Origin of the sequence: Roseimicrobium gellanilyticum, assembly GCF_003315205.1 — a bacterium.
GTDB lineage: Bacteria > Verrucomicrobiota > Verrucomicrobiia > Verrucomicrobiales > Verrucomicrobiaceae > Roseimicrobium > Roseimicrobium gellanilyticum.
In genome coordinates, this window is record NZ_QNRR01000009.1 from 104,599 (window position 1) to 128,617 (window position 24,019).

The following is a 24,019-nucleotide window of genomic DNA, read 5'->3' on the forward strand; positions in this document are numbered from 1 at the left end:
TCCCGTTTGACTCCGCCTCGTGTCCACGCTTGGTGACATTTCCCTCACCCTCGCCGTCATCATGCCCGAGCTCGACCTCAAGACCTACCTCTCCCAGCGTGTCACCTTCGTAGACGCCGCTCTGGAGCGCTTCCTGCCTGCTGCGGACACCCGTCCAGCGAGTCTCCATGCGGCCATGCGGCACAGTGTCTTCGCTGGTGGCAAGCGACTGCGTCCGATTCTTTGTCTCGCGGCTGCGGAGGCCTGTGGTGGCACTCGTGAGCGCGCGCTCTTCGCCGCGGGCGCGGTGGAGTGCCTGCACACGTACTCGCTCATCCACGATGACCTGCCCTGCATGGATGATGATGATATGCGTCGCGGCGTGCCCACCTGCCACAAGGTGTACGGCGAAGCCGTGGCCCTGCTCGCGGGCGACGCCCTCCAGGCGCTCGCCTTCGAACTGGTGGCACGCACGCCAGTGACGCACCGGCATTCTCCGGCAGACATGGTAACACTCCTCGCCCGTACCGCAGGCAGCCTGCATCTCGTGGGCGGCCAGGTGGCGGATCTTGAGGGCGAAGGCAAGAAGCTCCCGCTGGAAGACCTCCGCTACATCCATGAAAGCAAGACGGCCGCCCTGCTCACCGCCAGCGTGAAGCTCGGTGGCATGAGCGCGGATGCGACCCCGGAGCAAATGCAGGCGCTGCATGACTTCGGCATGGCCACGGGTCTCGCCTTCCAGATCATCGATGACATCCTCGATGTCACCCAGACCAGCGAGAAGCTCGGCAAGAGCGCAGGCAAGGACGTGGCCACGGAGAAGAGCACCTATCCCGCCTTGATGGGGCTCGATGCCTCGCGTGCGGAAGCGCATCGACTCACCGACGCGGCGCATGCAGCACTGGAAGTCTTCGGCCCAAATGGCGTGTGGCTGCGCGCCCTGGCGGACTACCTGCTGCAACGCGACTATTGAGCCACTTCGATCTTCTTGTTGTTCTTGTCGAACATGTCCTCCGCCGCGAACTTCAGAAGGTCCTCCGCTGACTTCTCAATGGTGCCGCTGCTTCCCACGGTAGCCACGGTCTTTCCAGTACTGTCCTTTACGACCAGAAGATACCCGTAGTACTTGAAGCCGTACTTGTAGGCAATGTTGTCATAGGTCAGCTTCACTTCCTTGGTGTCGTGCGTCAGGGTCTTCAGCGGCTCCAGCGTCACATCAAACTCCTCCCGGCTGATGACCTTGGACTCCTGATTGTCCTCCAGGTTTTTGGCAAAGGCCATCATGGTGGCCTTGCCCCCGCTGAAGGGACGCTGCTGCTCGCCATTCCGGATGTCCACCCGGAATCCCACACGCGCGGTGCGCTCATCATAGGCATTATTAGTGGGTCGATCGCTCTTGTTCGGATAGACCTTGGCCTCGATGCGCATCGGGGAAGAAGTGTTGGCCGCCGGTGTGCTGGCAATGGCTTTGGGAGTGGCGGACGTACCGAGATTGGCGGGAGCCACGGGAGGCTGCGTCAACTTCACCACTGCGCCTTTGGAAACAAAATAATCCTGATCCGTCTTGCTGAAGTTGGATGCCTTCACCGTGAAGACCAGCCCATCGCTGCTGCGCTTGATGGTGACCAGTTCCCCGTTGGCGCTGACCAGCTCACCCTGCAGGGAGCGGCCATTCTGGTCGATGAATGTGCGAACCTCCGCGCTGAGCGAAGCCAGCCCACACACGACCCAAACTCCAAGAACAAAAAGGGATGATTTCATGGCTCCGATATTCCTTCCGCAAAGCACAACGGATGTTACCGGAAAATGTTGATTTTAGGCAGGCTTTTTTACGATTCCTTTACCTTCACTGCGTCCCACACCTCATCCAGCTCGGCAAGCGAACAGTCCTGAACAGCCCGGCCTTGCGTGGCCAGTGCTTCTTCCACCTGCCCAAAGCGCCGCTCGAACTTGGCGCTCGCCGCCGCGAGGGCGCTCTCCGAGTCCACGCCCAGCTTCCTGGCCAGGTTCACCACGGTGAAGAGCAGGTCGCCCACTTCTTCGGTGATAGCAGCAGCATTGCGGGCTTCCATGGCATGGGTGATCTCCGCGGCCTCCTCCCGAATCTTCTCCAGCACCGGCGCGGCGTCCGGCCAGTCAAAGCCGACCTTGGCCGCCTTCTTCTGCAGCTTCTGCGCCCGCATGAGCGCCGGCAAGCCATGGGAGATGCCGTGAAGAATGGACTCCTTCTGGGTGCCTTTTTCGTCGCGTTTGATCGCATCCCACTGCTTCAGGACCGCGTCGCTGGTCTCGGCATTCGCCTCCCCGAAGACGTGGGGATGACGGCGGATGAGCTTCTCCGTGAGCTCATGAGCGATGGCATCCAAATCAAAAGCGCCTGTCTCTGAAGCGATCTCCGCATGGAGCACGGGCTGGAGCAGAAGGTCACCCAGTTCCTCCCGCAGGTGGGGCATGTCGTTGTTCTTGATGGCTTCCGCCACCTCATACGCCTCCTCCAGCAGGTGCGGGATGAGCGTCTCATGCGTCTGCTCCCGGTCCCAAGGGCACCCTCCCGGCGCCCGCAGGCGGTGCACCACCGCACGCAAACGCGCGAGGGCATCCGGAATATCCGTCACAGTGGGGGCAGCAGCGGTCGCAGGAGAAGTCACACGGCATCATGGGACCGATGCGGATGGCGTCAACTCACGGTTCTGCTGCGCTGAACATGCTGTCTCACCCAGGCCCTCCGTCCGCTCCCGGATGCATGTCGAAACAAGCGGCAGGTCCCAATCTCCCCGTGGGCACAGCTCGCCCCCGCACTGGAACATCTCCCCCGCAGCTACTGGTCCCGAATTTCTTTTAGCAATCGAATGTACTCGCCGATGGCGTGGTCACTAAACCATGAGATAGAACCTTCAAAACCCGGGCCACCGAAGGTCGGGGAATCCTGTTGGACAGTAAGTTCCATCTGAAGCTGTCTGAACTCATGATCAGAGAGGGGCGGAAGGTCGCAGTCAATCATGGTGGTCTGCTCCAACCCCGAAGAAGCCACCGCTTGGGCGGTTTCAAGAGCCGTGGATTCAAAAACGCGAGCCGTGGCTCCGGTTGCGAGCGGTTCCTCACGGAAGGACGACTCAAACCCTGGCTGGAACTGCGGCGCCCCAAAGCCGGTGGTGTAGTTGGGAAGCTTGGCTGCGAACTCGAGAACCCCAGGGCGAACGATGCGCTTCACGATGCCTGTGTGCCGGTAAAGAAGCCCAGGAGGCACGCGTGTAACGATGTCACTTTGGTTCACGAAACGATAGAGCTGCCCCGGCAGTTCGATGGAGAAGCGCTCAGCGAAAGCTCCGAGGCCCACACGAGGCTGCCCATAGGTGTAAAGACCAGCGATGCGGGAGGTTTGCATCTTGAGCCGCGCCGCTGCGACGACAGCGAGCGCCCCGCCGAGACTGTGGCCGGTAATCCACACGTACTTCGGCTTGGCATCAGCGAGTGCCTTGTAAAAATCAGCGAGGTCCGGGCCGACATCTTCCACACCATCCTTGAAGCCTGCATGGATCCAACCCCAGGGAAAAGGAACAGGAGCAAAACGAGCGTCGCGGATCCACTGGCCCGGATTGCTGGTGCCCCGGAAGGCGAGGAGGGCCACATCTCCCTGCACCCCCCAGAACCCCTGGACGTTCTTCCGGTCAAAGGGCACAGGCGTTTGGAACCCCTGTGCCTTTGCCCAACTCACCACACTCAGCGGGTTGGTGTCGTATGCGATCTGTGATGCTTCCGCGAGGAAGACCGCTCGCTTGATTTCAAAGCCGGTGCCAATGAGAAGAGAGAGGGACATGGGAAAGACTGGTTCCAGAGTGATGCTTTTTTGAAGCTGCGGAAATCATCGACCGGATGAGTTCAGGACTTGCCGTTGCTGCCGATCAGCTTGCGAAGCTGTGCCAGCGCCTCGGCTCGCTTGGGATCGACAGGGGCCGTGGACCCCTTGGCAGAAGCGGATTCCGGGCTGCCCCCCATGCTCATCCGGAAGACAATGGGCCGGTGGTCGCTGATGTTTTGAATATAGCCGGGATACCTACTTTCTGCGGCAACGATGAAAAAGTTATCTCCACCGTGGGTGTTCCCCAAGTTCGGAGAGAGGTAGATGTGATCGATGAGGGAGAGGTGGGGTTGCTTTAAATAGGTGAAGGCACCGTCCCGTTCATCCCTGGCGCTGATGGGGACGAGCCCCCCTTCGGAGAGGGCTGCGAAATCTTCGCTCGCGATTTCGGCATTGAGATCTCCCCCCACGATGTAGTCCGTGCCAATACCGTCCTGGATTCTCCGGTTGATGGCTGCCGCAATGATCTTGGACGCCATGCGCCGGCGGGGACTGCCTTCATCCATGGCTTTGAGATGCAGCGGTATGACGTGGAAATCCAGCGTGTGACCTGGACGCACTTCCTGGACGGTGCGGAAACGGAAAAGCGCAGGATAACGGTCAAAGATGCGTCCATGCACCGCTTCGAGGCCCAGGTCGTCAAAATCCCGGCTGTGTGTGTTGAGCCAGGTTTCGATTGGTTCGCCCCACTCTACTTTTTCGCCGGTTACTGTACTGGCGTTCCAAAGCATTGTGCAGCTTTGCTTGCCGTCGGCAGAATCCGGCTCCGCAGCGCCCCACTCAAAGTTGAGACCATAAGTATCCTTCAGAACCTCAACGACCGCCTGGACGCCGTTGGGGGAGGATTCCTCCAAGCACCAGACGTCCAGCTTCATGTCAAAGATGACCTGGGCCACCTGCGCAGCTTTTGCTTCGTAGCGGTTGGTGAGCCATTCGACGTTCCAGAGACCTACGTCAATATCCTGTTCCGTGCCCTGATATGTGTCGACCACACGCTCCAAGTTGGATTCATTCCCCGATGCGCGACCAAGTACACCGAAGAATCCAGCCAGCTCATCTGTGCCGCCAAAGAGTGACAGAACCTTGCGCGCGTTTGGGGCATCGCCGCTACCATCCCGGGAACGACGCTCCAAGTCCGCTGCGATGGCGGAGAACTTGATGCCTTCGTTGAGGATCTCGAACCCCGGCACCTGGCTGCGCTTGGAAGCGTGGTGGAGGGCAACAAGCTGCCAGTTGTTGTTGGACACCGGAGCACCGGAGCTGCCAGGCTCCGTGTCCGACGCATAGTGAACAACCAACTCATCCTGCCACTTGACCTCATTCTCCTTGATGCTGACCAGCTTGGGCCGACCATCGGGATGACTGACAATGTTTGCGTATTCCGATGGGGCAATCGCAAAAGCACTCCTTTTGATGGGGACAGATCCAAATTCTGCCGCCGGATCTCCTTCAAAAGCCACGAAGGAATAATCCAAGCCATCAAGGGCAGAGCTCGTGATAAAGAGCGCGTCTGGTCGGAGACGAAACGCCTTGGTGCGCGCGGGTTGGCCTGAAGGAGTGGTCTGAAAATTGAAGGTGCACTCTGCGGCAGCGGCCGTGGCACGCGAGTTGAGCACGTGATTGTTGGTGACGAGCACGTTCGGCGCAATGATGAACCCTGTTCCAGTCCAAGCCCCAGATCGCCCGAGATAGTCTGTGCCGCGAGTGCTGATCAAGCAGGTCGCGCGACTGACCACGACTCCCTGCTCCAAGAAGCTGGCTGGCAAATAGTCCGCTTTGCCGATGATGGCTTCGAAACCTCCGACACTGGCGCTCGCCTCTCGCATCTGGTCCTCAGTAAGGACCCCTCGAATGAAGAGGTCCCGCGCGCGATGCACCTGGGCTTCATCAGCCGGCGCTGCGGGGTCGAGCTCCGGGACGGAGGGAGTTGCAACACCTTCCACGCCGGACGAGCTGAAAGATTCGAAGCCGCTCTCGGCAGTAAACTGATCAGCGGCAAAAGGAGCGTTGGGTCTGAGGAAATCAGTCGAGGGCATGGCGGTGGAAGCTAGGGGCTGTGCGTCTTGAAGGCACGGTTCAGGAGAATGGACTGTCCGATCAGCAGTCGGGAAGAGAGGGGGCTGGCTTTCACGACCGCAGGCTTGCGATTGAGAAATGGCACAAATGGGTCATCTATTCAGGTGCTTATATCGTCAGAGAAATAATTGCGCCAGTCAAATGGTGAATGGAGTAAATATCTCTGCATTTCTGTAGACATTCCGTCACATCCATTCCGGAACCGGCAGCCGAAAGTGTTGCATGAGTTTTTTGCGGACAGAGGCATGAATGAACACGATCTGCCGCCCGTGCATGATAAATGCATTCTTAACGCGTGGAGTAACTTTCGCTTGTCATCTTCGTGCTGAAGGTGCAATGGATGAGTGCAGTCAACGCGCTGGCGACTGAATGAAACCGCCACTTTCTTCTGGTGTCCACCTGAATAGGATCGGTGCTGTAGCCGCTTGTGATGCCCTGCGCATCATCGGCGATGGCATCGGACGAAAGGCCGCATCTTCGGTTTATCCCGCGAATCTCTGAATCCCCAGGAATTTCTCTTATGCCATTCGGCCCCAATTTTGACCAGCAGGCACGCATCACGCTGCTGACCTGGACCGCCTTCTGCAACTTGATTGAATTGCTCGAACTGGATACGGCCAACTTCAGTGAGAATGCAGCGCCTGCCGCACGCGTGCGGACGTTCCGAAACGAAAGCAACGCGGCGGAAATCAGCGAGGCGGCCATCGAGATGGCCATCATCACGACCGTGACCCGTCCGACCGCCGAGAAGATCATCGCCGTGCTGGAGATCCCGGTTCCAGACGGCCTCTACGTGGGCTCCCCACCGTGGTTCTCTGCTGTGAGGGCGCAATTGGAGTCGCGGGGCATCACGCCGCCGCAGATTAAAGCCGCGCGAGCCCAGGGATTGGGGTCAGCCTCTCCAGTGGATCAACCAGGACCAAGCCATGGGTGGGAAGCTCCGTCATCGGAGCATCTCGAGCAGATCATGGACAAGCGCAGCACCCTGCTGCCGATGGATTTCCTGGAAAAGGCGGTACGGGCGAGCCGAGCCGTGGCAAAAGTAGTAGTGCCAGTGGATGGGAACAAGGCCTACGGCACAGGATTCGTGATCGCCAACAACCTGCTGGTCACCAACGCTCATGTGCTGAAGGACAAGACGCAGGCAGCGGCGGCGGAAGTGCTTTTCAATTTTCAGCGGACCGTGGATGGGGTGGATCGCGAACCGGACCGGGTGACCCTGGACCCAGGACTCTATTTCCGAAGCTCAGCCAGCGACGTCGATGACCTGACAGTGGTCGCGCTCAAAGAGGCTCCCGCTGGCCGGTGGCTCGAATTGGCTTTGAAGGAGGAAAAGGGCAAACGCTTGAAGAAGGATGACGCCGTCTGCATCATCCAGCATCCCGGTGGGGAGCAAAAACAGATCGGGATGCACCACAACGTGGTGACATACACCGACGACCGTTTGCTGCAGTATCTGACAGACACCCTGCCGGGGTCCAGCGGCTCGCCGGTGTTTGACCGCGACTGGGATGTGGTAGGTGTGCACCACGCCGGAGGCTGGCTGCGCGAACCTGCATCCAAACGCACCCTGTTCCGCAACGAGGGCATCCGTCTGGATCGCCTGCTGGCTCTAATGAAGTGAATAGACGATCCCCGCCATGCCGCCTCCACTGGAGAACCGGATCCTAAGCCTCTCCTGGCCCCAGTTTGTGGCCCTGGTTGGGGCTCTGCACCTCGCGGCCACGGAGTTCAATGAGAACTGGTCGTCCGCAGATCGCACCTTGAAGCTGAAGAATCAGCTTGTGGTAGCGACGCCCGGCGGGGTAGTAAATTGGGACCTTGTCGAGCAGGCTCTCAACCAACTGCTGGGAGTGACCTCAGGCCCCGCGGCCGCCCAAGTTCTGCTCGCCGAGAATGTACAGCACGTGAAGGGAGTGCTTGAAACTCTGGAAGGACAGGGCGGAGGAAACGCGGCGCTGGTGAGAACCGTGCGCGATCAAATTGAATTCATCCGGGCGGCGAAGGCCATCCATGCCCTGGTACAGCACCAGCTCGCGTTCAAGCTGACACAGTATCAAATCTACGCAGAGACGAAGATCGAGAACTTGCGCACGTGGAATGCCGTACGGGGGACGGTGCGGGCTTTGCGGAGCGACCTGAACGCGGTGAAGGACAGGGCCCTCGAGCTGGCCCTGGTGAATCAGCTCGAGATGCAGCGGTTCAACAGTGAGATGGATCGTGAACTCGCGAAGCTGGAGACCGTCCTGGCCTCCCCCACCGTGGTGGAGCTGGATCTCATCACACCACTGGACCTCACCTTCAAACCCTACGTGGCGCAGGTCCCCTCCGCCATGCAACGCCTGATGGAGGAGGAGTCCACGCGCATCCCCTGGAAAAACCTGGCGGCACTCTCTACGACCCAGGCAAATGCGGGTGCGGCCGCTGCCGGGGTGAAATCAAACGAGGCCTTTGAAGCGGTACAACGCCTGTTGGCAGATTTGGTGACTCAACACGGAGCCTGGCAGGCGCTGATGAATCAGGTCATGCAATTCGTGGAAAGAATGGAGGCCTTCCTGGAAGGCGTCGCACGGGCGGTGCGCGAAGTGAAGAGCCTGGCGGAGAAGATCACCATTCTCGCCGCTCAGGTCACCGGAGCACCGGAATGCGCACCCCAGGCCCTTCTCCTGAAAGCGGCTGTGGATGCTGTGGCCGTTGATGAGGCGAACGTACGCAATCTGAAAGAGAATCTGGAGGGACAGATCAACGGAGCATTCAATGACGTGGACAATCGGCTGCTGGATGCCTGCGGCACTCTCAGCAACCTGCTCTGACTGCGGTCGGACAAAACACACGGACCTCACAACCGTTAGCAAAACTGGAGCCTATGCAACTCAAGTCCATGACCATAGAAACCCTTGAGGCGATGCGGCAGCACCATTTGGAGTTGATGGAAGCGTCTCCGGAATCCCCTCCAGAACAGATTCAGGCCTTTCTGGCTGCAGGGATGGAACTCGGAGCGAAGCTCTCTGCTCGCAAGGACCGGGCGGAGGCCCAAAGCATGCTCAACTACTGGGCGGCAACACTGGCCGGAACGTACTCGGTACAGGACAGAGTAGCCTCAGCAGAAATGGAGGCGGAAGCCGTGAGATCAGCGGGGCAGTCTCAGTTGGAGCGAGGTAGGACGAAGGGGGTGTCGCGCGAGACCACGCAGGAAAGTGACGGAGGGCTGTTCGGTGTGAGCGGTTTTGTCGCACTCAAGCCTTTCGACGAAGGCGCGGTCGTAAGACAGGCGCGTGAGGGCCTGGCGCGTCTGGACAAGGGTACGGAACAGGAGCAGGCCGAGGTGGAGCAACTGATGCCGGCACTGGTGCGGATGGATGAAACCAGCCACGATGTGCATCTGGCCATGCTGCGTGAAGATGACTCGCTGCTTCAGGGCCAGGGGTGGAAGCATCCGGCCGTGGTACGCTTGCAGGAGGCCGGGTTGCTGATTCCCGCCTCGCCAAGCGAAACGGGAAAACAACAGATGGTATTAGCGGGAGAGTTCCTTCTTCAGGACTGGAAGGCGCTTGAAAAATACAGGACGAATCGCCGAGCCTTTCGCCAAATGGCCCGGGGGTGGGAGAACAGCGGCAAGCAGTCTTCGGCCTTGCTCACCAAAGGCACGCCACTGCGAGTTGCAGAGACGTACCGCGATCGCAATGAGTATGAGAACGCATTCCTCGACAAAAGTCGCACAGCGGCCACCCGGATGCAGCAGGGAATGCTTTCTATCGCCGCAGTCGTGATTGCTCTGTTGGGGACGTTGAGCGTCTGGCTGTTTCTTGAAAAGGCTGAGGCGGACGCGGCCAGGAAAAAGGCCGAACAAGCCCTGGCAGAACTGAAAACGGCTACAGCCCTGGCAGAAACCAGACGTGTCGAAGCGGAAAAAGCCACGACTCTTGCGGAGAATCGGCGCATCGAAGTGGAGAAGGCGTTTGCGGACCTCAAGGCGGCCATGGACGCCAAGACGACAGCAGAAGCTGAGGCGGCCACACTGGCTCTGGTCAATGCCGAGGCGGAAAAAGCAAAGGCCCTGGAACAGGCAAAAGAAGTGGTAGCCATGCAAAAGCGGCTGGCGCAAGAATTGGAAAACTCTGCAAAACTCCGTGTGATCGTGGACTCCGGTCAGAAGGCGTTGGGCGACCTGAACCGGCTCAAGCCAGTGCTAAACAAGCAAACACTGCGGGGTGAAGAACAAATCCTCTCTCAGGCGGTGAAGGATCTCGAGAGAAGCTTCGAACAAGCGCAATCTGTCCAGAAAGCGACGGATCAGAGCCTGCCCCAAGTGGAACAGGCGGTGAAGGATGCGCAGCAAGGGACGCTGGAGAGACAACCCATCCTCATCAAGACCCTGACGGGCCATCAAAGGGGAATCACAGCCGTGCAATTTTTCCCCGATGGTCGATTGGCCACCGCAGGCGGTGACAACGACGTACGGCTTTGGAATGCCGATGGCAGCTCAGCAGGAGAGCCGATCCCCGGCAGCAGTCGCGATGGAGTAAACTGTCTTGCAGCAAACCCAAAGGGCCAGGAGCCCTTGCTGGCCATCGGAAGCAACGGCTCCACCGTGCGGCTCTTCAACTTCACCACGCGGCAAACAGCGGCCTACGACGGACACCTGGACGCCATCACCTGTGTGGCGTTCAGCCCGGATGGGAAAAGGATTCTTTCCACCAGTGGAGACCGCAGCGTACAGATCTGGAATCCTCGTGAGCCGGGGAAGCCCGCATTGTTCAATGCGCAAAAGTTGGGTTCCATCGTGACATGGGCGGCGTTTGATCCCGCTGGCAATCGAGTCGTGGCTTCGCTGGATGAGCCGGCAAAGGCAGCTTTTCTTTGGGATCTGAGTTCAAATCCGGCAGATCGCAAGATTCTCCAGATGGATGCGCCGGTGAAAAGAGCTGTATTCAGTCCTGATGGAACATTGGTCCTGGGTGCAGGCTCTGGCGACAAGACGGCAGGCCTATGGGACGCTGCCACCGGCACGCCCAAAGCACGCCTTCGCGGTCACGAAGGACCAGTATGGCAGGCCATCTTCCGACCAGACGGAAAGCAGGTAGCGACCGCCAGCGGAGATACGACTATCAGGGTGTGGGACGTGGCCGACGGCGCACTGTTGCGTACCCTGAGGGGCCATGAGGGAGAAGTCCGGCATCTGGCCTGCAGTCCGGACGGGGAGGTGCTGGCCTCCGGGAGCATCGATGGCATCGTGAAGCTGTGGTTTGGCAAGGACACCATGGCGCGAAACACGCTTACAGGGCACGAGCGGCGGATTACCGCAGTGGCGTTCAGCCCAGATGGCAATCGCCTGGCTACTGGATCCCAGGACAGCACCGTCCGGCTCTGGAACCTCAACGCCGCGCCCCCGGTGGATGATACGACGATACGGAAGGGCTGGTCCCTCTATGGATGGCTGGAAGAAGGCCCTCCTCCTCCGAAATTCCGCGGTCAGTCCTTCGCCCCCGTGGAGGGTCCAAGGGGAACGATGCCCGAGCCCGGGTCCGTGGTAGTGGCGGAGGCTACCATGAATATCCGGGATAAAGTGGCATTGAATGCCAACGGTCAATGGGATCAGGGCAAGCCCGTGGGATTTATCTTCGCCGGGGAGAAGGTACGGGTGATCGAGCGTCAGGGCGGTAAACCTGGCGAACCGCCAGGCGTGTGGATCTTGTTCGAAAAACTATGATCCTACTGCGATGCGGATGCCGCCTTGCCATCGCGCTCAATTCCCATGAACTCCCGATAACGGGTCATGATTTCTTCAAAGTTCTCTCTCTTGACCACACCTACACTGCTGTCATTTTTTCCCACGATATAGAGATCGTTTCCCACAGGACACGAACCGATGATCAAGGGCAGGTCTCCGGGAGAGGCATCCGTCAATCCTGGAAGGAAAACCCAGGGAACATGCAAGCCGTCACGCCCAATCATGCGGTTGATTTTTGAGAAGCTTTCCTGGTCGAGGATATCTTCCTTCACCAAATCCTCCAGATGCTTGGGGTAATTCCCGCCATGGTCAGACGAGAAGATCCTCATCGCGGTAATGAGTCGCCGGCAATTGCTGATGTTGCGATGGATGGGACCGCGACCATCCAACAAACCGACTGCGTCCTCACGCGCCAGCCACGTCGCGTGGTGCGCGAGCCCGATGGTCGTACAAGCCGTGCCGAAGGCAGCCAGCAAGAGTCCCACCAAGGAGAGCGTCCACTTCGGTTTCCACCGGAAGCCGGACTCCCGTTTTGATTTTGCAAACTTCGCCAACAGGATCTGCAAAGCGCAGACCGAAAGGATGATCAGTACTGCAAATCCCACCAGCGTGGAAAGGCTCGGAACCATGTAGGGCACAGATGCCCAAAGGTGCATGAAACCGCCGGCGAGCAGATGCCAAATAAACCCAAACACCAACTCCCCGAAGGGGACGAACAGCGAGAGCAAGAACAGCACCACTAAAAAGATGGCGCCCCATTTGCAGATCTTTGTCAGACAGGTCGATTCCATCACTTCACCTCCTCCTTGATCTGAGTGTCCATCACCGTCTGTCGCCAGCGGACCAGCGCTGCCTGCCACTCTTCCTCAGTGCACTCTTCTACGCGCTCATCCATAAAGGCGACAAGTCGTGTGCCATCGGCATACGGGTGCGGCGCCACGGCCACGGGGACATCTCCAGGTGTCCCGGTGGCATCCAGCCCTTTGCCCAACCAAGTAAAGTACTGGGGCGGCTGCTCTAGGTTTTCATCGAAAAACACAACGAAAGGCTCTCTAAACAAAGAGGACGCCATGGCAAGTGCGCCAAAGAGATCCTCCGGCAGCTTGCCATCCTCCTGCAAGGCTACATGCCGGCCATTGCTGACCAGGTAGCTTGCGTTGTGCCTGTTCTGATCACGCGGTGTTCCATACGATCCGCGCAGCTTCCCAGCAGAGGAAGAGGCCCATCCAATAGACGTGACAAGACCCACAGTGGCGACGCAGATGCCGAACATCACCGCCACTACCGCGACGATGGAAAGTGTCGTACGCCAGCGCCAGCGATGGCCAGTGGCCGCCGTGCGGCCAAACACGCTTGCCAGCAACCAGTGCAGCACTGCACAGACCACCACCAAGCCAACGACGCCATTCACCAGGGACAACCCATCCACGTGAATCTGCGGCACAGTCTCCCAGAGAAACACCAGCCAGCCCACCGCCACGCGCAACAGCATGCGGAATAAAGATACATCAAGAATCATCCAACCCACCAGCATCAGGAGCAGCAGCAGCACGGCCGGCTTGCGGAGAGAGGCGATGCGACCCGAATCGATCCAACCGCGCATCTCCCGCAGGGACCGCTGGTAGCCACGCTCCAGGGGATCGTTGTCACCATCGAAGGGAGAAAAACACTCCCGGACAGGAACGTTGATGTTCTCCTCCGGGTTCATGGTGATGCCTTCGTAACCTGTGGCTGAGAAGGCATCTGCATGGTCTGTCTCCAGCGTTCCAACGAGGCTTGCCATTCTTCCTCGGTGCAATCCATCACCGTGGTATCCATGAAGGCCACGATGCGCTTGCCATGCTTGTCTGGTCGGGGGGCGGCGAGCACGGGCACATCGGGGGCGGCATCCAGTTTGGTCCCGCCCAGGTAGATCCAGAACTCTTTCATCGCGGTCGGATCCGTATTGAGAATCGGCATCAAGCTGGAGGCTTCGCTGGTAACGCCCACCCCCAAAATGTCATGAAATTGCAGGGGAAGATGTTTGTCGGGGGCACCGGCTTCCTTGGCCACCTCCACGATGTCTTTCGCCCTGGATTTGTTCGCGGCACTAAAACCGCCACCGCGGAAGTGGGGCTCCATCCAATGTTGCACGGGAAAGGATGCCACCTGATCGACAAGCCCTCCTGCAATGACTCCAGCACTCAGCACCAAGGCCGCGATAGCGGTCAGACCAACGGAGTGCTTCCATCGCGGGCCATCCTCTGCCTCCTGTTGAGCACGGAACATTTGCAGGACGGCGCGCATCGCGAAGCACGCAAAGCCAAATCCCAACACGCCAAAAAAAACCTGCGCCATGTCCAGTTGCAGGGTCGGCAGCGTCTTGTGCAAATAGGACAGCCAGCCCACCGCCAACCCGAAACCCAGTTGCATCAGCGCTTCCAAGCGGGGGAAAAAGGGTAAAAGCAACCCCATGACAAGCCAGAACCCCGCTCCAAGAATAAGGAGCCTTACCGGCCTGCCAATGTGCCAACGCATCTCAATCATGGCCGTCCCGACGCGATCACTTGTTCCATCTCCTTCTTCGCCCGCTCCGAGAGCTCGTGCAGCGGCAGGTTGATGATCTCTCCGCTGCTGAGCAGCACATACCGTCGTGAGCCGTACACATAGGGCTCGAAGGCGACGATGAAATTCCCCTCCTCCGCCCGGCGGCCGGGGTAGTAACCATAGGTCGTGCGATCCGGGTCGATGCCGCGCCAGAGCTCCCGCGGGAAGTCCAGCGCCTCGGTATGCGGAGGGAATTCGCCGTTGTGCTTCTTCGCATACTCGAAGAGCCCCTGGCGCAGCCGCTCCATGGCCTGCTGCCGCGCAGAGTCCAGCCAGGGCTTGGCCTGCTTCTCCGGTTCCACGGTGTAGGTGATGCCAGTCTGCCGCCATGCCCCGGGGGTCATGAGCTCACGCGCCCCTGCAATCATCGTGAGGATCACGTACAAGAACATGCCGCACACCACCATCATGCCCAGGGCGCGGGGGTAGGTGAGGCGGGGCAGCTTGGGGAAATCCTTCGCCACTCCGTTCCAGATCCACTTGAACACCAACGTCAGGGCCAGGTAGGCCATGAGGAAGAAGGAGACCACATCCAGCCGTGCAGCGGCCACATCGGTGAGGCGGAAGGAAGGCATGCCAGCCCACGCGGGCGAGCAGGCGGCGCTGCCCCACAGCAGGGCACACACAAGGGACGGGGAGGCGAACCTGGGGGGAGGGGTCACGCCTTCATGCTACCAACGCCGCGCGCCTTTTTGCAAGAGGGCTGCTAATCCTTCACGCCCTTTTCACACTCTCTTCACACCTTCGTGTCGTCATCCCGGTGCCACCCTCCTACCCCCTACATTTCGCGCGATCCGGCGCAAAGAACCTCTGGCAGCGCTCGTTACCAAGCGCTACTCTGACCGCCCTTTTTCAAACGCCAAACCCTAACCCTGCTGAAATCATGCCAAGCAATGCCTTGAACCGCCGCCGCTTTCTCACCACTGCCGCCGGAGTCGCGGGTAGCACTTTTGCCTTTCCGAACCTCCTTCTCCGCGGCCAAAACACGGCGGGCAAGAAGCTGAACCTCGCGATCATCGGTGCCGGTGGCAAGGGTCAGTCGGACACCCAAGCCATCGCACTCGACCACAACGTGGTGGCACTCGTGGACGTGGCCAAGGACCGCCTCGAAGACGCCGCGAAGCGGCACTCGAAGCTCTTCACCGACGCCGGTGAGCAGGCTCCCGCCACCCCGCCGAAGCTCTACACCGACTTCCGCAAGATGCTGGACGAGTGCCACAAGGAACTCGACGGCGTGATCATCAGCACCCCGGACCACACCCACTTCCCCGCCGCCATGTGGGCCATGGGCTACAAGAAGAACGTCTGCGTGCAGAAGCCGCTGGCGAACACCATCTGGGAAGTGCGCGAACTCCACAAGGCTGCCAAGGCCGCCGGCGTGATCACCCAGATGGGCAATCAGGGTCGCACCATGGAAGGCCAGCGCCTCGCCAAGGAATGGATCGAGCAGGGCGCGATTGGCACCCTCAAGAGCATCAACCTCTGGACGAACCGCCCCATCTGGCCACAGGGCCCCATCAAGACGAAGCCCGCGGAAGTGCCCGCCTCCCTGGACTGGGACGCCTGGCTGAACGTCGAGGCCTTTGAACCCTACTTCGAGTACGATCTGCCCGACGCCGACCTCAAGCGCGGCAAGGGTCTGCATCCCTTCAACTGGCGTGGTTGGTGGCAGTTTGGCTCCGGCGCCTTGGGTGACATGGGCTGCCACATCATGGACGCCACCTTCAGCATCCTCGGCCAGGCCATCCCGATCAAAATCGAGGTGGAAAGCGGCGAGGTGACCGAGCGCAACGCCCCCACCTGGAGCTCGCTGAAGTACCACTTCGCGGCCGGCAAGAACAACCCCGAGCCTCTCGTGGTCACCTGGCAGGACGGCATCAAGGACGGCGCCCCGAACAAGCCCGTGAAGCCGGCCATGATGGAAGGCCTCTCCGAAGAAGGCTGGAAGAAGGCCAGCAGCGGCATGATCTTCCAGGGCACCGACGCGGTGGTGTACGAAGGCGACGCCTACTGCGCCAGCCCCTCCATCTACCCCAGCCCGAAGTTCATGGAAACGAAGCAGGCCATGGCCGACGGCAAGATCAAGAAGACCGAGGCGCGCAGCCCGAAGCCAAACAACCCGCAGGGCGAATGGGCCCACTGCATCGTGAACGGCGGCACGCCGAGCTCGAACTTCGACTACTCCTGCAAGCTCACGGAATTCGTGCTGCTGGGCAACCTCGCCATCCGCTCCGGCCAGACCATCTCCTGGAATGCCGAGAACATGAAGGTGACGAACGTGGAAGCCGCGAACAAGTACATCAAGCGCGCGGCGTATCGCCCTGGTTGGTTGAAGGCGTAAATGACGCCACGGACGAGCTGACAACGCAAACTCTGAGCAACCCACCGGTGAGAGCCGGTGGGTTGTTTTTTGGTGGTCCGCACACTCCGTTGTGCGGTCAGTGACACACAACACCACATCCCCCTAATCCACCCCTGTGCCGGGCCATTTGCGTGAATAGCCCCATCAAAGGCCATTCACGCATGACCGCACACGGAGTGGGCGGACCACTTTTCTCCCTCGCAACTCGACACACCGGTTGCGCATCCGCCGCTTCAGGTACCTTTACAGCAGTGCCGGATTCAGAGGACATCATCGCGGAAGACGACAGCTCCACAAGCGTCGCTGACGCTACCAGCGCGCCAATTCATGACGCGCGTGAGGCCCTGCGCAAACACTTCGGCTTCCGCGCCTTCCTCGACGGCCAGGAAGCAGTCATCGCCGCCACCTTGAGCGGGCAGGACGTGATGATCATCATGCCTACCGGGGGCGGCAAGTCGCTCTGCTACCAGCTGCCGGCGATGGTGATGAATGGCGTTACCGTGGTGGTGAGCCCACTCATCGCACTGATGAAGGACCAAGTGGATGCCCTGCAGAATCGAGGCATCCCCGCCACGCTCATCAACAGCACGCTTTCTTTCGACGAGCAGAAGGACCGCATCAACGCCCTGCGGCGCGGCGAGTACAAGCTGGTGTACGTGGCTCCGGAGCGCTTCCGCAGCAACATGTTCGTGGAGACCATGCGGCAGGTGGACATCGCTCTCTTCGCGGTCGATGAAGCGCACTGCCTTTCGCAATGGGGTCATGACTTCCGGCCGGACTACCTGCGACTCGGCGATGCCCTGGAACGCCTCGGTCGTCCCCAGGTGTTGGCCCTCACCGCCACGGCCACACCCGAGGTGCGGTCGGACATTCAAAACACGCTGAAGCTGCGCGACCCGCATATCAGCGTGCGCGGCTTCTCCCGGCCAAACCTGAGCCTGCACATCACCCACACCGAGAAGAACAAGGACAAGTACGAGCGGCTGCGCGACATCGTACAGCACTGGAAGAAGGGCATTGTGTACTGCTCCACCCGCAAGAAGGTGGAGGAGATCGCCGCTCTCTTCGATGAATGGCGCATCAAGGCCATCGCCTACCACGGCGGCATGGATGACAAAGGACGCGAGGAAGCGCAGAACCGCTTCCTGCAGCGGAAGGTGGAAGTCGCCGTGGCCACCAACGCCTTTGGCATGGGCATCGACCGCTCGGACGTGCGCTTCGTGGTGCACTATGATGTACCCGGAAGCATTGAAGCCTACTATCAGGAGGCAGGTCGCGCCGGACGTGATGGCGAGCCCTCACATTGCGAGCTGCTCTTCAACTACGCGGACACCCGTACGCAGGAGTTCTTCATTGAGGGGAACAATCCCACCTATGACACCATCCGCGATGTCTACCAGGCCCTGCTCAATGACGCGGACAACGCACACGAAGTGCACGCCACGATCGAAGACATCACGGATCGCGCGGGTGTGAAGAACTCCATGGCCGTGAGCAGTGCGCTGAGCATGCTCGGACGCCAGGGTTACATTGAGCGCTTCGACATTCCCGGCAAACGCATGCGCGGCACGCGTCTGCTTCAGCCGAAGGTGCTGGCTCGCGGATTGCAGATCGACAAGGTTGCGCTCGCGGAGAAGGACCGTCGCGATCGCTCCAAGCTCAAGTCCATGGTGGAGCTCTGCTATGCGGATCGTTGCCGCCAGCAGGTCATCCTGGAATACTTCGGTGAGAAGCATGCCGGCACCTGTGGCAACTGCGATGCGTGCAAACGCGGCGGCCTGAAGGCCACAGTACGCGTGGGTACCAGCGAGGAAGTGGAAGTGCTGCGCAAGGCCTTGAGCGGCGTGGCGCGCATGAGCATGCGCGAATCGGATGGCACCTGGACTCCGCGCTTCGGACGCGGCCGCATCGTGGCCATGCTCATCGGCAGCAAATCCCGCGAAGTTGTGGACTCGGGTCTCGATGAACTCAGCACCTACGGCATCCTGAAAAACGTGGGCACCGCCGGGGTGAACCAGCTCTTCAAGGAGATGGAGAAGCAGGGCATGGTGGAGACCACCATGGAGAGCGACTACCCACTTCTGCGCCTCACTGACAAGGGCGCCGAGGTCATGCGCAAAGGCGGCAGCATCCGCATGCAGTGGCCCGACTTGACCAAGCGTGTGGAGATGACCAAGAAGGGCCCCTCAGGTGGGGATGACGATGAAGAGCTCGTGGCTAAGGAACTGGGCTTCGATGAGAAGCTCTTCGACAAGCTCAAGAAGAAGCGTCTCGAAATCTCCCAGCGCGAGAGCATCCCACCCTACATCATCTTCAACAACAGCACGCTGGAGTTTTTCACGCGTTTGAAACCGAGAACTCAAACCGCCGCCTTGAAGATTCGCGGAGTGGGGGAACTCAAGGCGATGCGCTGGCTGCCTGAGTTCCTTGAGGTGATCAAGGGGCATGAGGGGTGAACACTCATGGGGTTTTCCGCGAGTCGTCTCGTGACTCAATTAATACTGCTCATATCAACCGCGCTTGAGCAGGCACCACCTTGCGCGAAGCGCTTTGAAGAGCGCGTGCGAAGCACCGCTTCTTGTGGCGACGACGCTCAGAGGGCAGTGAGTAATGATACACCATAGTATTCGCACCCTGAAGGGGCGCAGGAGCCCTTCAGGCTGCGGCTTCCAAATAACCACTACCTCTTCCCCACCTTCTCCAGTCTCTTCTTCCATCGCTCACGCTCTTTTCCCACGATGTCCCCGGGCTTCGTGGTGAAGTAATCGTAGGTCACCTTGTTGTGCTCGGCCATGTCGTGGTAGGTCTTGTAGACGACTCCATCCTGGCCGCCCGCGAAGATGGGCTCTCCTGTTTCCACATCATAGAAGCGTGCCCAGAGCACTTCGGTGGATGCGGGATCCTTCACGTAGTCTGTCTTGCCAGCCGCATTGGTCGTCTTGCGCAAGTTCGTGATGCGGTGGGCATCCAGCCACACGATGGCGTCTTCCACCGATGACAAAACTGCATCTGTGGTCGGGCCATCGCGCATGAGGAACTTGAGCAGGTTGGCACTCTCCGCGCCGCTGAGGGACACAGGCTCCTTCAGTCGCGCGGCCACCGGTGTCAGGGTGATGGGATGATGCTGCGCACACCACACGGTGCGCTTGCCCTGCACCTGCACCTGACACGCTAGCACGCACTGGATGCCACGCTCGTATGCCGCACCGGCGCGTTTCCGCAATGCCTCATCACAGAATCCGAACGGCTCCTCACCTGCACGCACTGCAAGCAACAAATCCAGCGCATGCAGCATGGCGTCATCATTGAGCGTGATAGCCTCATGATAGCCTGACTCCAGCGGATACACCTGCGGCCAGCCACCATTGGGAAACTGCGCGGCAAGCAACCACTCCAGACCACGCAGCGCACCGGCACGGCAATCCTCGCGTTTTGTTGCCTGATCCACCAACGCGAGGAACTTGATCTGCTCCGTGGTGCTGTAGTTGTCCAGCGTGCCGCAGTAATGCCAGCCCGCTTCACTTTGGGTGGTCCAATGTGTGCCGCGAGGGCGCGCGCCCTTGCTGTAGTCTACGGCTTTGGACCACGCGCCGGCTGGTGTTTGGTAGCTGAGGATGACACTGGCCAGCGTCGCCGCTTCCGGGCTCGCGAAATAGGAGGCCGCCACCTTGGTCGGGCACACGAATCGCTCGCTGTCCGTGGGTGCAGGCTTGGAAGCAGCAGCGCGAATCTCCCGGCATTCAGTCGCGAGCGTCTCGTGATCGGCATGCTCATTCTCCCGGGAACGGGCCAAGTATGCCTTCCACGCGACTCGTTCCGATTCAGGAAGCGACTCGATGCGATCCGGCGTCACATGCACGAACGCCGCCGGCTCCGGTCGCGTGACACCTGCTTCCTTAATGACCTTCTCTCCGTCCAGCGCGCGGACTTCCACGCAGTACCAGCCACCAGCGGGCATGGGCGTGGCGAGCTTGAAGGCGCCGTCTGCTACTGGCAGGTCGAAATGGCTCCACGCCACCATGTCCTCCGGACCACCCGGCAGCACCCGCCATTGCCATGCATTGGCGGTGATGTTGGTGGTGCCGGTGATGCGCAGCGCGAGGTAGTCTGCCTTTACAGTGAGCTTGAGCGTGGGCGAGGCCGGTGCTGCATCTTGGGCACGGGCGATGGTCCCGAGGCTCCAAGATAGGAGGGACAGGAAACCGGCAAGCAGGGCCTTCACACGCATGCCATGACGCTGCCACGCCGGGGGCGATGTGTCCACATCACGCTGGCTGTGGCTTTCATGTCAGGAGTCCGACCGAGGGGACAAGAGTGTCCCCGATCCTTGGGGAGCTGATGCTCCCTCTGGTCTATCATTTCGCAGATCGGTAAAACTGGTAGGGCGCTGCTGCGTCGGCGCCCTGATCAGAGCGGGCGGAGGCGGGGCGGAGCATGCGGGTGAAAGCGATTTGTCACGTGTCAGTTCCCCACCACCTCCGCCCACCTGATTAGGAAGCCGGCGCTGCGGCTCCCCACCAGTGTATGAGTCACGCAAGGCCATGGACCAGTGGAGTGCCCCAAGTCCATTGCCCTTCCCTCAAAACAAAAACCGCCATGTCCGCGGAGGACATGGCGGCCAAAACTATCGTGAATGAACGGTTACTATTCCGCCCTGTCCTCAATCCCCAGCAGCTCCCTCGAAGCACGGTTACCCGTCTCGACGCCACCATTCATGAAGCCAGGGGACTCGCCGCTGGTGTGCTCACCGGCGAAGAGCAGATGTCCATCCAATTCCGGTGAGGCCGCCGCGCCATAGACCCAGGTGTACTGGCCCACCTTCGGGCAGGAGTAGCTGCCCTTCATGGTTTTGATGCTCGGCCAGTTCATCATGGTGCGATTGCCATCGATCTTCGCCTTCACACCGGGGAAGATCTCATCGAATTCAGACACGAACTTGTCGAGCCGCTCCGGACTGAACTGCGCACCGAGCGAGCCACCCATGAAGTTCGTAATGATGGCGCTGTCACCCGACTGGCCACGGCTGGTTTCCCAGGCAGTCTGGAAGGGTTTGTCCGAATACACCGCGCCATTGCAGAAGAAGTCGCGGCCACCCGAGGGCTTGCGCCACACCTTCTCAGAGAATCCATACATGACCTTCAAGTTGGTGCCGTAACCCATTTCCTTGATGGCCTTCTGCTTGTCCTCACTCAGTTTCAGCGTGGACACGCCTTCGATGCCACGGAGGATGGTGAAGGGCAGCGCCATGATCACATTCGCATAAGATGGCGTGATCACTTTCGCGTCCGTGGCGAAGGTCAGTTTGATCTTGCTGCCGTCCTCCGCGATCTTCACGAGGCGGTGACCCCCGTTGCACTTCACCGTGCGCTGGATTTCCCGATGCACTGCCGTGGGCAGGGTGTCATTGCCACCGCGCACGCGGAAGGCTTCATCGCTTTCGCCAAACACCTGGAAGCCATTGCTCGTGTCCGGATTGATGAAATCGATCAGGTTCAGCGCGGACTGCTCCTCCGCATCGATACCGTACTCGGGCACGTAGGCCACCTCCAGCATTTGCAGAATCCAGCGATCCACACCCCCACCAATCTGCTTGAGGTAATCCTTGAGGCTGACGTTGTCGAACTGGCGCGCCTTCGCGGTGAACTCCTCCTTGTCATCGTAGATGCCCTCGGCATCCGCGGCAATCCGCTTGGAAAGCGGACCGAAGGCGGCAATGACATCGTGGTCGGTATAGATCTTACCGCCGAAGTGGTAGAAGTCGAGACCGGCATCTCCCTCCTTCAGGTTCTGCAGCTCCACACCGAGTTCCTTCGCCAGCGCGATCAGGTCTTCATGGTTGGAATCCACCAGCTCGCCCCCGAGCTCGACGAACATGCCTTCCTTGTTGAAGTCGCGCTTCGTCCACATGCGGCCGCCGAAGCGATCCAGCGCTTCATACAGATGCACCTCCACGCCCGCCTTCATCAGGCGGTAGGCAGCCGTAAGACCGGCGATGCCACCACCGACAATGGCGACGGGGCCTTCGATTTTCTTCGTGGGCTTCGCCTCGTCCTGCGCGCGGAGACCCACAGCGCCCAACGCCACGGAGGCACCGGCAGCGCTGCTCAGGCGGAAGAAGTCACGCCGTGTCTGCGTGGGCACAGCAGAGTGGCGCATGGCGCGCATGAGCGCGCGGAAGAGGGGAGTGCGACCGGATTTCATGGATGTGAAAAGCTATTGTGAAAGGGATGCGAATTGTGACGGAGGCAAAAGAGGGGCGTGGTCCCACTGTGGAGACCACGCCTGCGGATACAAGTCTTTGCTGCGACGGGAGCGTTATTCGTCGTTCGTGGGCCCAATGCCCAGGAGCCACACCTTCAGGAAGTTCATGACCTGCTGCTTGGTGAGCTGGTTGGCGTCGAGCTGGTAGGTGATCTTGCTCGCGGTCACGGAGTCCTCGCCGTTCACCTTGGCCATGGTGTCCACATAGGCCACCACGCCCGTGAGGGACGGCACGCTGTTGTCCACGGAGAAGAAAGCCTCTTCGTCATTGGCGCTCTTGAAGGCATCAGCCTCAGTGCTGGCGGGCTTGTTCTTGTCTTCGTTCCAGCGGAGGTTGAACTCATACTGCCCCTTGCCGTTCGTGGCGCGGTTGGGATCTTCCACCCACTTGATGGAGCCGGTCACCACGTCATCATACTCCTTGCCATTCAGCGAGTAGTGGAAGCGGATGCCGTTGGTGAGCCAGTTCCCGGTTTCGTAGTCGAAGTCGAGATTGCCATTCACCGTGCACTTCGGGTAGCTCTGGGCGGGACCCGAGGCGATCACCACGTTTTCGAAGCGCATGGGGTCCACGTTCTTCACCTCGATCTTCACTTCCTTGCCCTGGAGACGACGCACGTAGGACATGGCGCCACCGGTCTTCTTGCCCTTGCCGTAGAGACGGCCACCGAAGTTGTCGGTGAAGGCCGGAGACCTGCCTATGGCATCCACGCTGACGCGATGTTTGCTCTCATTCGAGCCAGTGAGTTCATAGGTGCCGTCTGCGGCGATGGGCACGGTGCCCACCCACTTCCCGACGGTCTTCTTCTGCGTCATGTTCGTGGGATTGATGACGCCGAGATCCAGCGAGTAGAAGTACTGGCCAGGTTGCTCCACGCTGCCGAGAATCTTGCTCGTAAGCAGCGGCTGGCGCTCGACCTTGCCCTTGAACTCCGTGGTTTTTCCAACCGTGAGAGCGACTTCATACACATCCTTCGCGCCCTTTTGCGGCTTCCCATCATCGGTCAGACGCGTCCGGGTGTTGAAGGTGATATTCACTGTACCGTTGATGGCACCGGGCTGGGTGATCTTTTCCAGCTCCTGCGCCTGAACGGTTGCCAGGGACAACACCAACAGTGGGAGTAGACGGAGTGTTTTCATGGTTCGGTTACTTGATGACATGACT

The 24,019-nt window shown here is 59.9% G+C and carries 17 protein-coding genes; 6 read left to right on the forward strand and 11 right to left on the reverse strand.

All coding sequences use genetic code 11. The annotated features are described in order from the left end of the window. Positions 1-61: 61 nt before the first annotated feature. On the forward strand, positions 62-952 hold the full coding sequence (locus DES53_RS22430; RefSeq protein ID WP_113960740.1) for a polyprenyl synthetase family protein: 891 nt from the start codon (positions 62-64) through the stop codon (positions 950-952). Here the strand turns inward: DES53_RS22430 and DES53_RS22435 are convergent. The 4 genes from DES53_RS22435 to DES53_RS22450 all read right to left on the reverse strand — a co-directional run bounded on the left by DES53_RS22435 (position 946) and on the right by DES53_RS22450 (position 5,874). Beyond that, on the reverse strand, positions 946-1,740 hold the full coding sequence (locus tag DES53_RS22435) for a hypothetical protein (protein WP_113960567.1): 795 nt from the start codon (positions 1,738-1,740) through the stop codon (positions 946-948). The genes DES53_RS22430 and DES53_RS22435 overlap by 7 nt on opposite strands. A 68-nt stretch (positions 1,741-1,808) precedes the next feature. Beyond that, entirely contained in the window at positions 1,809-2,627 is an 819-nt protein-coding gene (gene mazG / locus DES53_RS22440; RefSeq protein ID WP_113960568.1) for a nucleoside triphosphate pyrophosphohydrolase, read from the reverse strand. 170 nt (positions 2,628-2,797) lie between these two features. Continuing rightward, positions 2,798-3,796, reverse strand: coding sequence for a lipase family protein (locus DES53_RS22445; protein ID WP_113960569.1), 999 nt, complete (start codon positions 3,794-3,796; stop codon positions 2,798-2,800). Between the two features lie 62 nt (positions 3,797-3,858). After that, on the reverse strand, positions 3,859-5,874 hold the full coding sequence (locus DES53_RS22450; RefSeq protein WP_113960570.1) for a trypsin-like peptidase domain-containing protein: 2,016 nt from the start codon (positions 5,872-5,874) through the stop codon (positions 3,859-3,861). A gap of 560 nt (positions 5,875-6,434) precedes the next feature. Here DES53_RS22450 and DES53_RS22455 point away from each other — a divergent pair. From DES53_RS22455 to DES53_RS22465, 3 genes are all read left to right on the forward strand, one after another. Next, positions 6,435-7,538, forward strand: coding sequence for a trypsin-like serine peptidase (locus DES53_RS22455; protein ID WP_170157307.1), 1,104 nt, complete (start codon positions 6,435-6,437; stop codon positions 7,536-7,538). A 16-nt stretch (positions 7,539-7,554) separates the two neighbouring features. Beyond that, the gene (locus DES53_RS22460; RefSeq protein ID WP_113960572.1) at positions 7,555-8,727 is read left to right on the forward strand and encodes a hypothetical protein; all 1,173 of its coding nucleotides are present in this window, start codon (positions 7,555-7,557) and stop codon (positions 8,725-8,727) included. Positions 8,728-8,795: 68 nt separating this feature from the next. Then, the gene (locus DES53_RS22465) at positions 8,796-11,624 is read left to right on the forward strand and encodes a WD40 repeat domain-containing protein (protein WP_170157308.1); all 2,829 of its coding nucleotides are present in this window, start codon (positions 8,796-8,798) and stop codon (positions 11,622-11,624) included. 2 nt (positions 11,625-11,626) lie between these two features. Here the strand turns inward: DES53_RS22465 and DES53_RS22470 are convergent, their stop codons facing one another. Genes DES53_RS22470 through DES53_RS22485 form a run of 4 tightly spaced genes read right to left on the reverse strand, consistent with a single transcriptional unit; the run spans position 11,627 to position 14,893 of the window. Further along, entirely contained in the window at positions 11,627-12,439 is an 813-nt protein-coding gene (locus tag DES53_RS22470; RefSeq protein WP_147263554.1) for a hypothetical protein, read from the reverse strand. Then, a complete protein-coding gene (locus tag DES53_RS22475) occupies positions 12,436-13,428 on the reverse strand; it encodes a hypothetical protein (RefSeq protein WP_147263555.1) in 993 nt (330 codons plus the stop codon). Before DES53_RS22475 ends, DES53_RS22470 begins: the two co-directional genes overlap by 4 nt. Beyond that, complete coding sequence (locus DES53_RS22480) at positions 13,350-14,171, reverse strand: hypothetical protein (protein ID WP_147263556.1); 822 nt, start codon at positions 14,169-14,171, stop codon at positions 13,350-13,352. Before DES53_RS22480 ends, DES53_RS22475 begins: the two co-directional genes overlap by 79 nt. After that, complete coding sequence (locus DES53_RS22485; RefSeq protein WP_147263557.1) at positions 14,168-14,893, reverse strand: hypothetical protein; 726 nt, start codon at positions 14,891-14,893, stop codon at positions 14,168-14,170. Before DES53_RS22485 ends, DES53_RS22480 begins: the two co-directional genes overlap by 4 nt. A gap of 236 nt (positions 14,894-15,129) precedes the next feature. Here DES53_RS22485 and DES53_RS22490 point away from each other — a divergent pair, with 236 nt between their 5' ends. Then, positions 15,130-16,572, forward strand: coding sequence for a Gfo/Idh/MocA family protein (locus tag DES53_RS22490; protein ID WP_245958237.1), 1,443 nt, complete (start codon positions 15,130-15,132; stop codon positions 16,570-16,572). Between the two features lie 182 nt (positions 16,573-16,754). Then, the gene (locus tag DES53_RS22495; RefSeq protein WP_113960579.1) at positions 16,755-19,049 is read left to right on the forward strand and encodes a RecQ family ATP-dependent DNA helicase; all 2,295 of its coding nucleotides are present in this window, start codon (positions 16,755-16,757) and stop codon (positions 19,047-19,049) included. Positions 19,050-19,273: 224 nt separating this feature from the next. Here the strand turns inward: DES53_RS22495 and pelA are convergent, their stop codons facing one another. The 3 genes from pelA to DES53_RS22510 all read right to left on the reverse strand — a co-directional run bounded on the left by pelA (position 19,274) and on the right by DES53_RS22510 (position 23,994). Next, the gene (pelA, locus tag DES53_RS22500) at positions 19,274-20,857 is read right to left on the reverse strand and encodes a pectate lyase (protein ID WP_147263558.1); all 1,584 of its coding nucleotides are present in this window, start codon (positions 20,855-20,857) and stop codon (positions 19,274-19,276) included. Positions 20,858-21,237: 380 nt separating this feature from the next. After that, the gene (locus DES53_RS22505; RefSeq protein ID WP_113960581.1) at positions 21,238-22,794 is read right to left on the reverse strand and encodes a flavin monoamine oxidase family protein; all 1,557 of its coding nucleotides are present in this window, start codon (positions 22,792-22,794) and stop codon (positions 21,238-21,240) included. A gap of 114 nt (positions 22,795-22,908) precedes the next feature. Beyond that, positions 22,909-23,994 (reverse strand): hypothetical protein, encoded by a 1,086-nt coding sequence (locus tag DES53_RS22510; protein WP_113960582.1) that lies wholly within the window; start codon positions 23,992-23,994, stop codon positions 22,909-22,911. Positions 23,995-24,019: the final 25 nt, after the last annotated feature.

Bases quoted from the DNA above. Each gene is read 5' to 3' on its own strand.
- DES53_RS22495 (WP_113960579.1), top strand. From the start codon at position 16,755: ATGACCGCACACGGAGTGGGCGGACCACTTTTCTCCCTCGCAACTCGA.
- DES53_RS22445 (WP_113960569.1), bottom strand. From the start codon at position 3,796: ATGTCCCTCTCTCTTCTCATTGGCACCGGCTTTGAAATCAAGCGAGCG.
- DES53_RS22435 (WP_113960567.1), bottom strand. From the start codon at position 1,740: ATGAAATCATCCCTTTTTGTTCTTGGAGTTTGGGTCGTGTGTGGGCTG.
- DES53_RS22465 (WP_170157308.1), top strand. From the start codon at position 8,796: ATGACCATAGAAACCCTTGAGGCGATGCGGCAGCACCATTTGGAGTTG.
- DES53_RS22510 (WP_113960582.1), bottom strand. From the start codon at position 23,994: ATGAAAACACTCCGTCTACTCCCACTGTTGGTGTTGTCCCTGGCAACC.
- DES53_RS22430 (WP_113960740.1), top strand. From the start codon at position 62: ATGCCCGAGCTCGACCTCAAGACCTACCTCTCCCAGCGTGTCACCTTC.
- DES53_RS22475 (WP_147263555.1), bottom strand. From the start codon at position 13,428: ATGGCAAGCCTCGTTGGAACGCTGGAGACAGACCATGCAGATGCCTTC.
- DES53_RS22460 (WP_113960572.1), top strand. From the start codon at position 7,555: ATGCCGCCTCCACTGGAGAACCGGATCCTAAGCCTCTCCTGGCCCCAG.
- DES53_RS22480 (WP_147263556.1), bottom strand. From the start codon at position 14,171: ATGATTGAGATGCGTTGGCACATTGGCAGGCCGGTAAGGCTCCTTATT.
- DES53_RS22450 (WP_113960570.1), bottom strand. From the start codon at position 5,874: ATGCCCTCGACTGATTTCCTCAGACCCAACGCTCCTTTTGCCGCTGAT.
- DES53_RS22505 (WP_113960581.1), bottom strand. From the start codon at position 22,794: ATGAAATCCGGTCGCACTCCCCTCTTCCGCGCGCTCATGCGCGCCATG.
- DES53_RS22455 (WP_170157307.1), top strand. From the start codon at position 6,435: ATGCCATTCGGCCCCAATTTTGACCAGCAGGCACGCATCACGCTGCTG.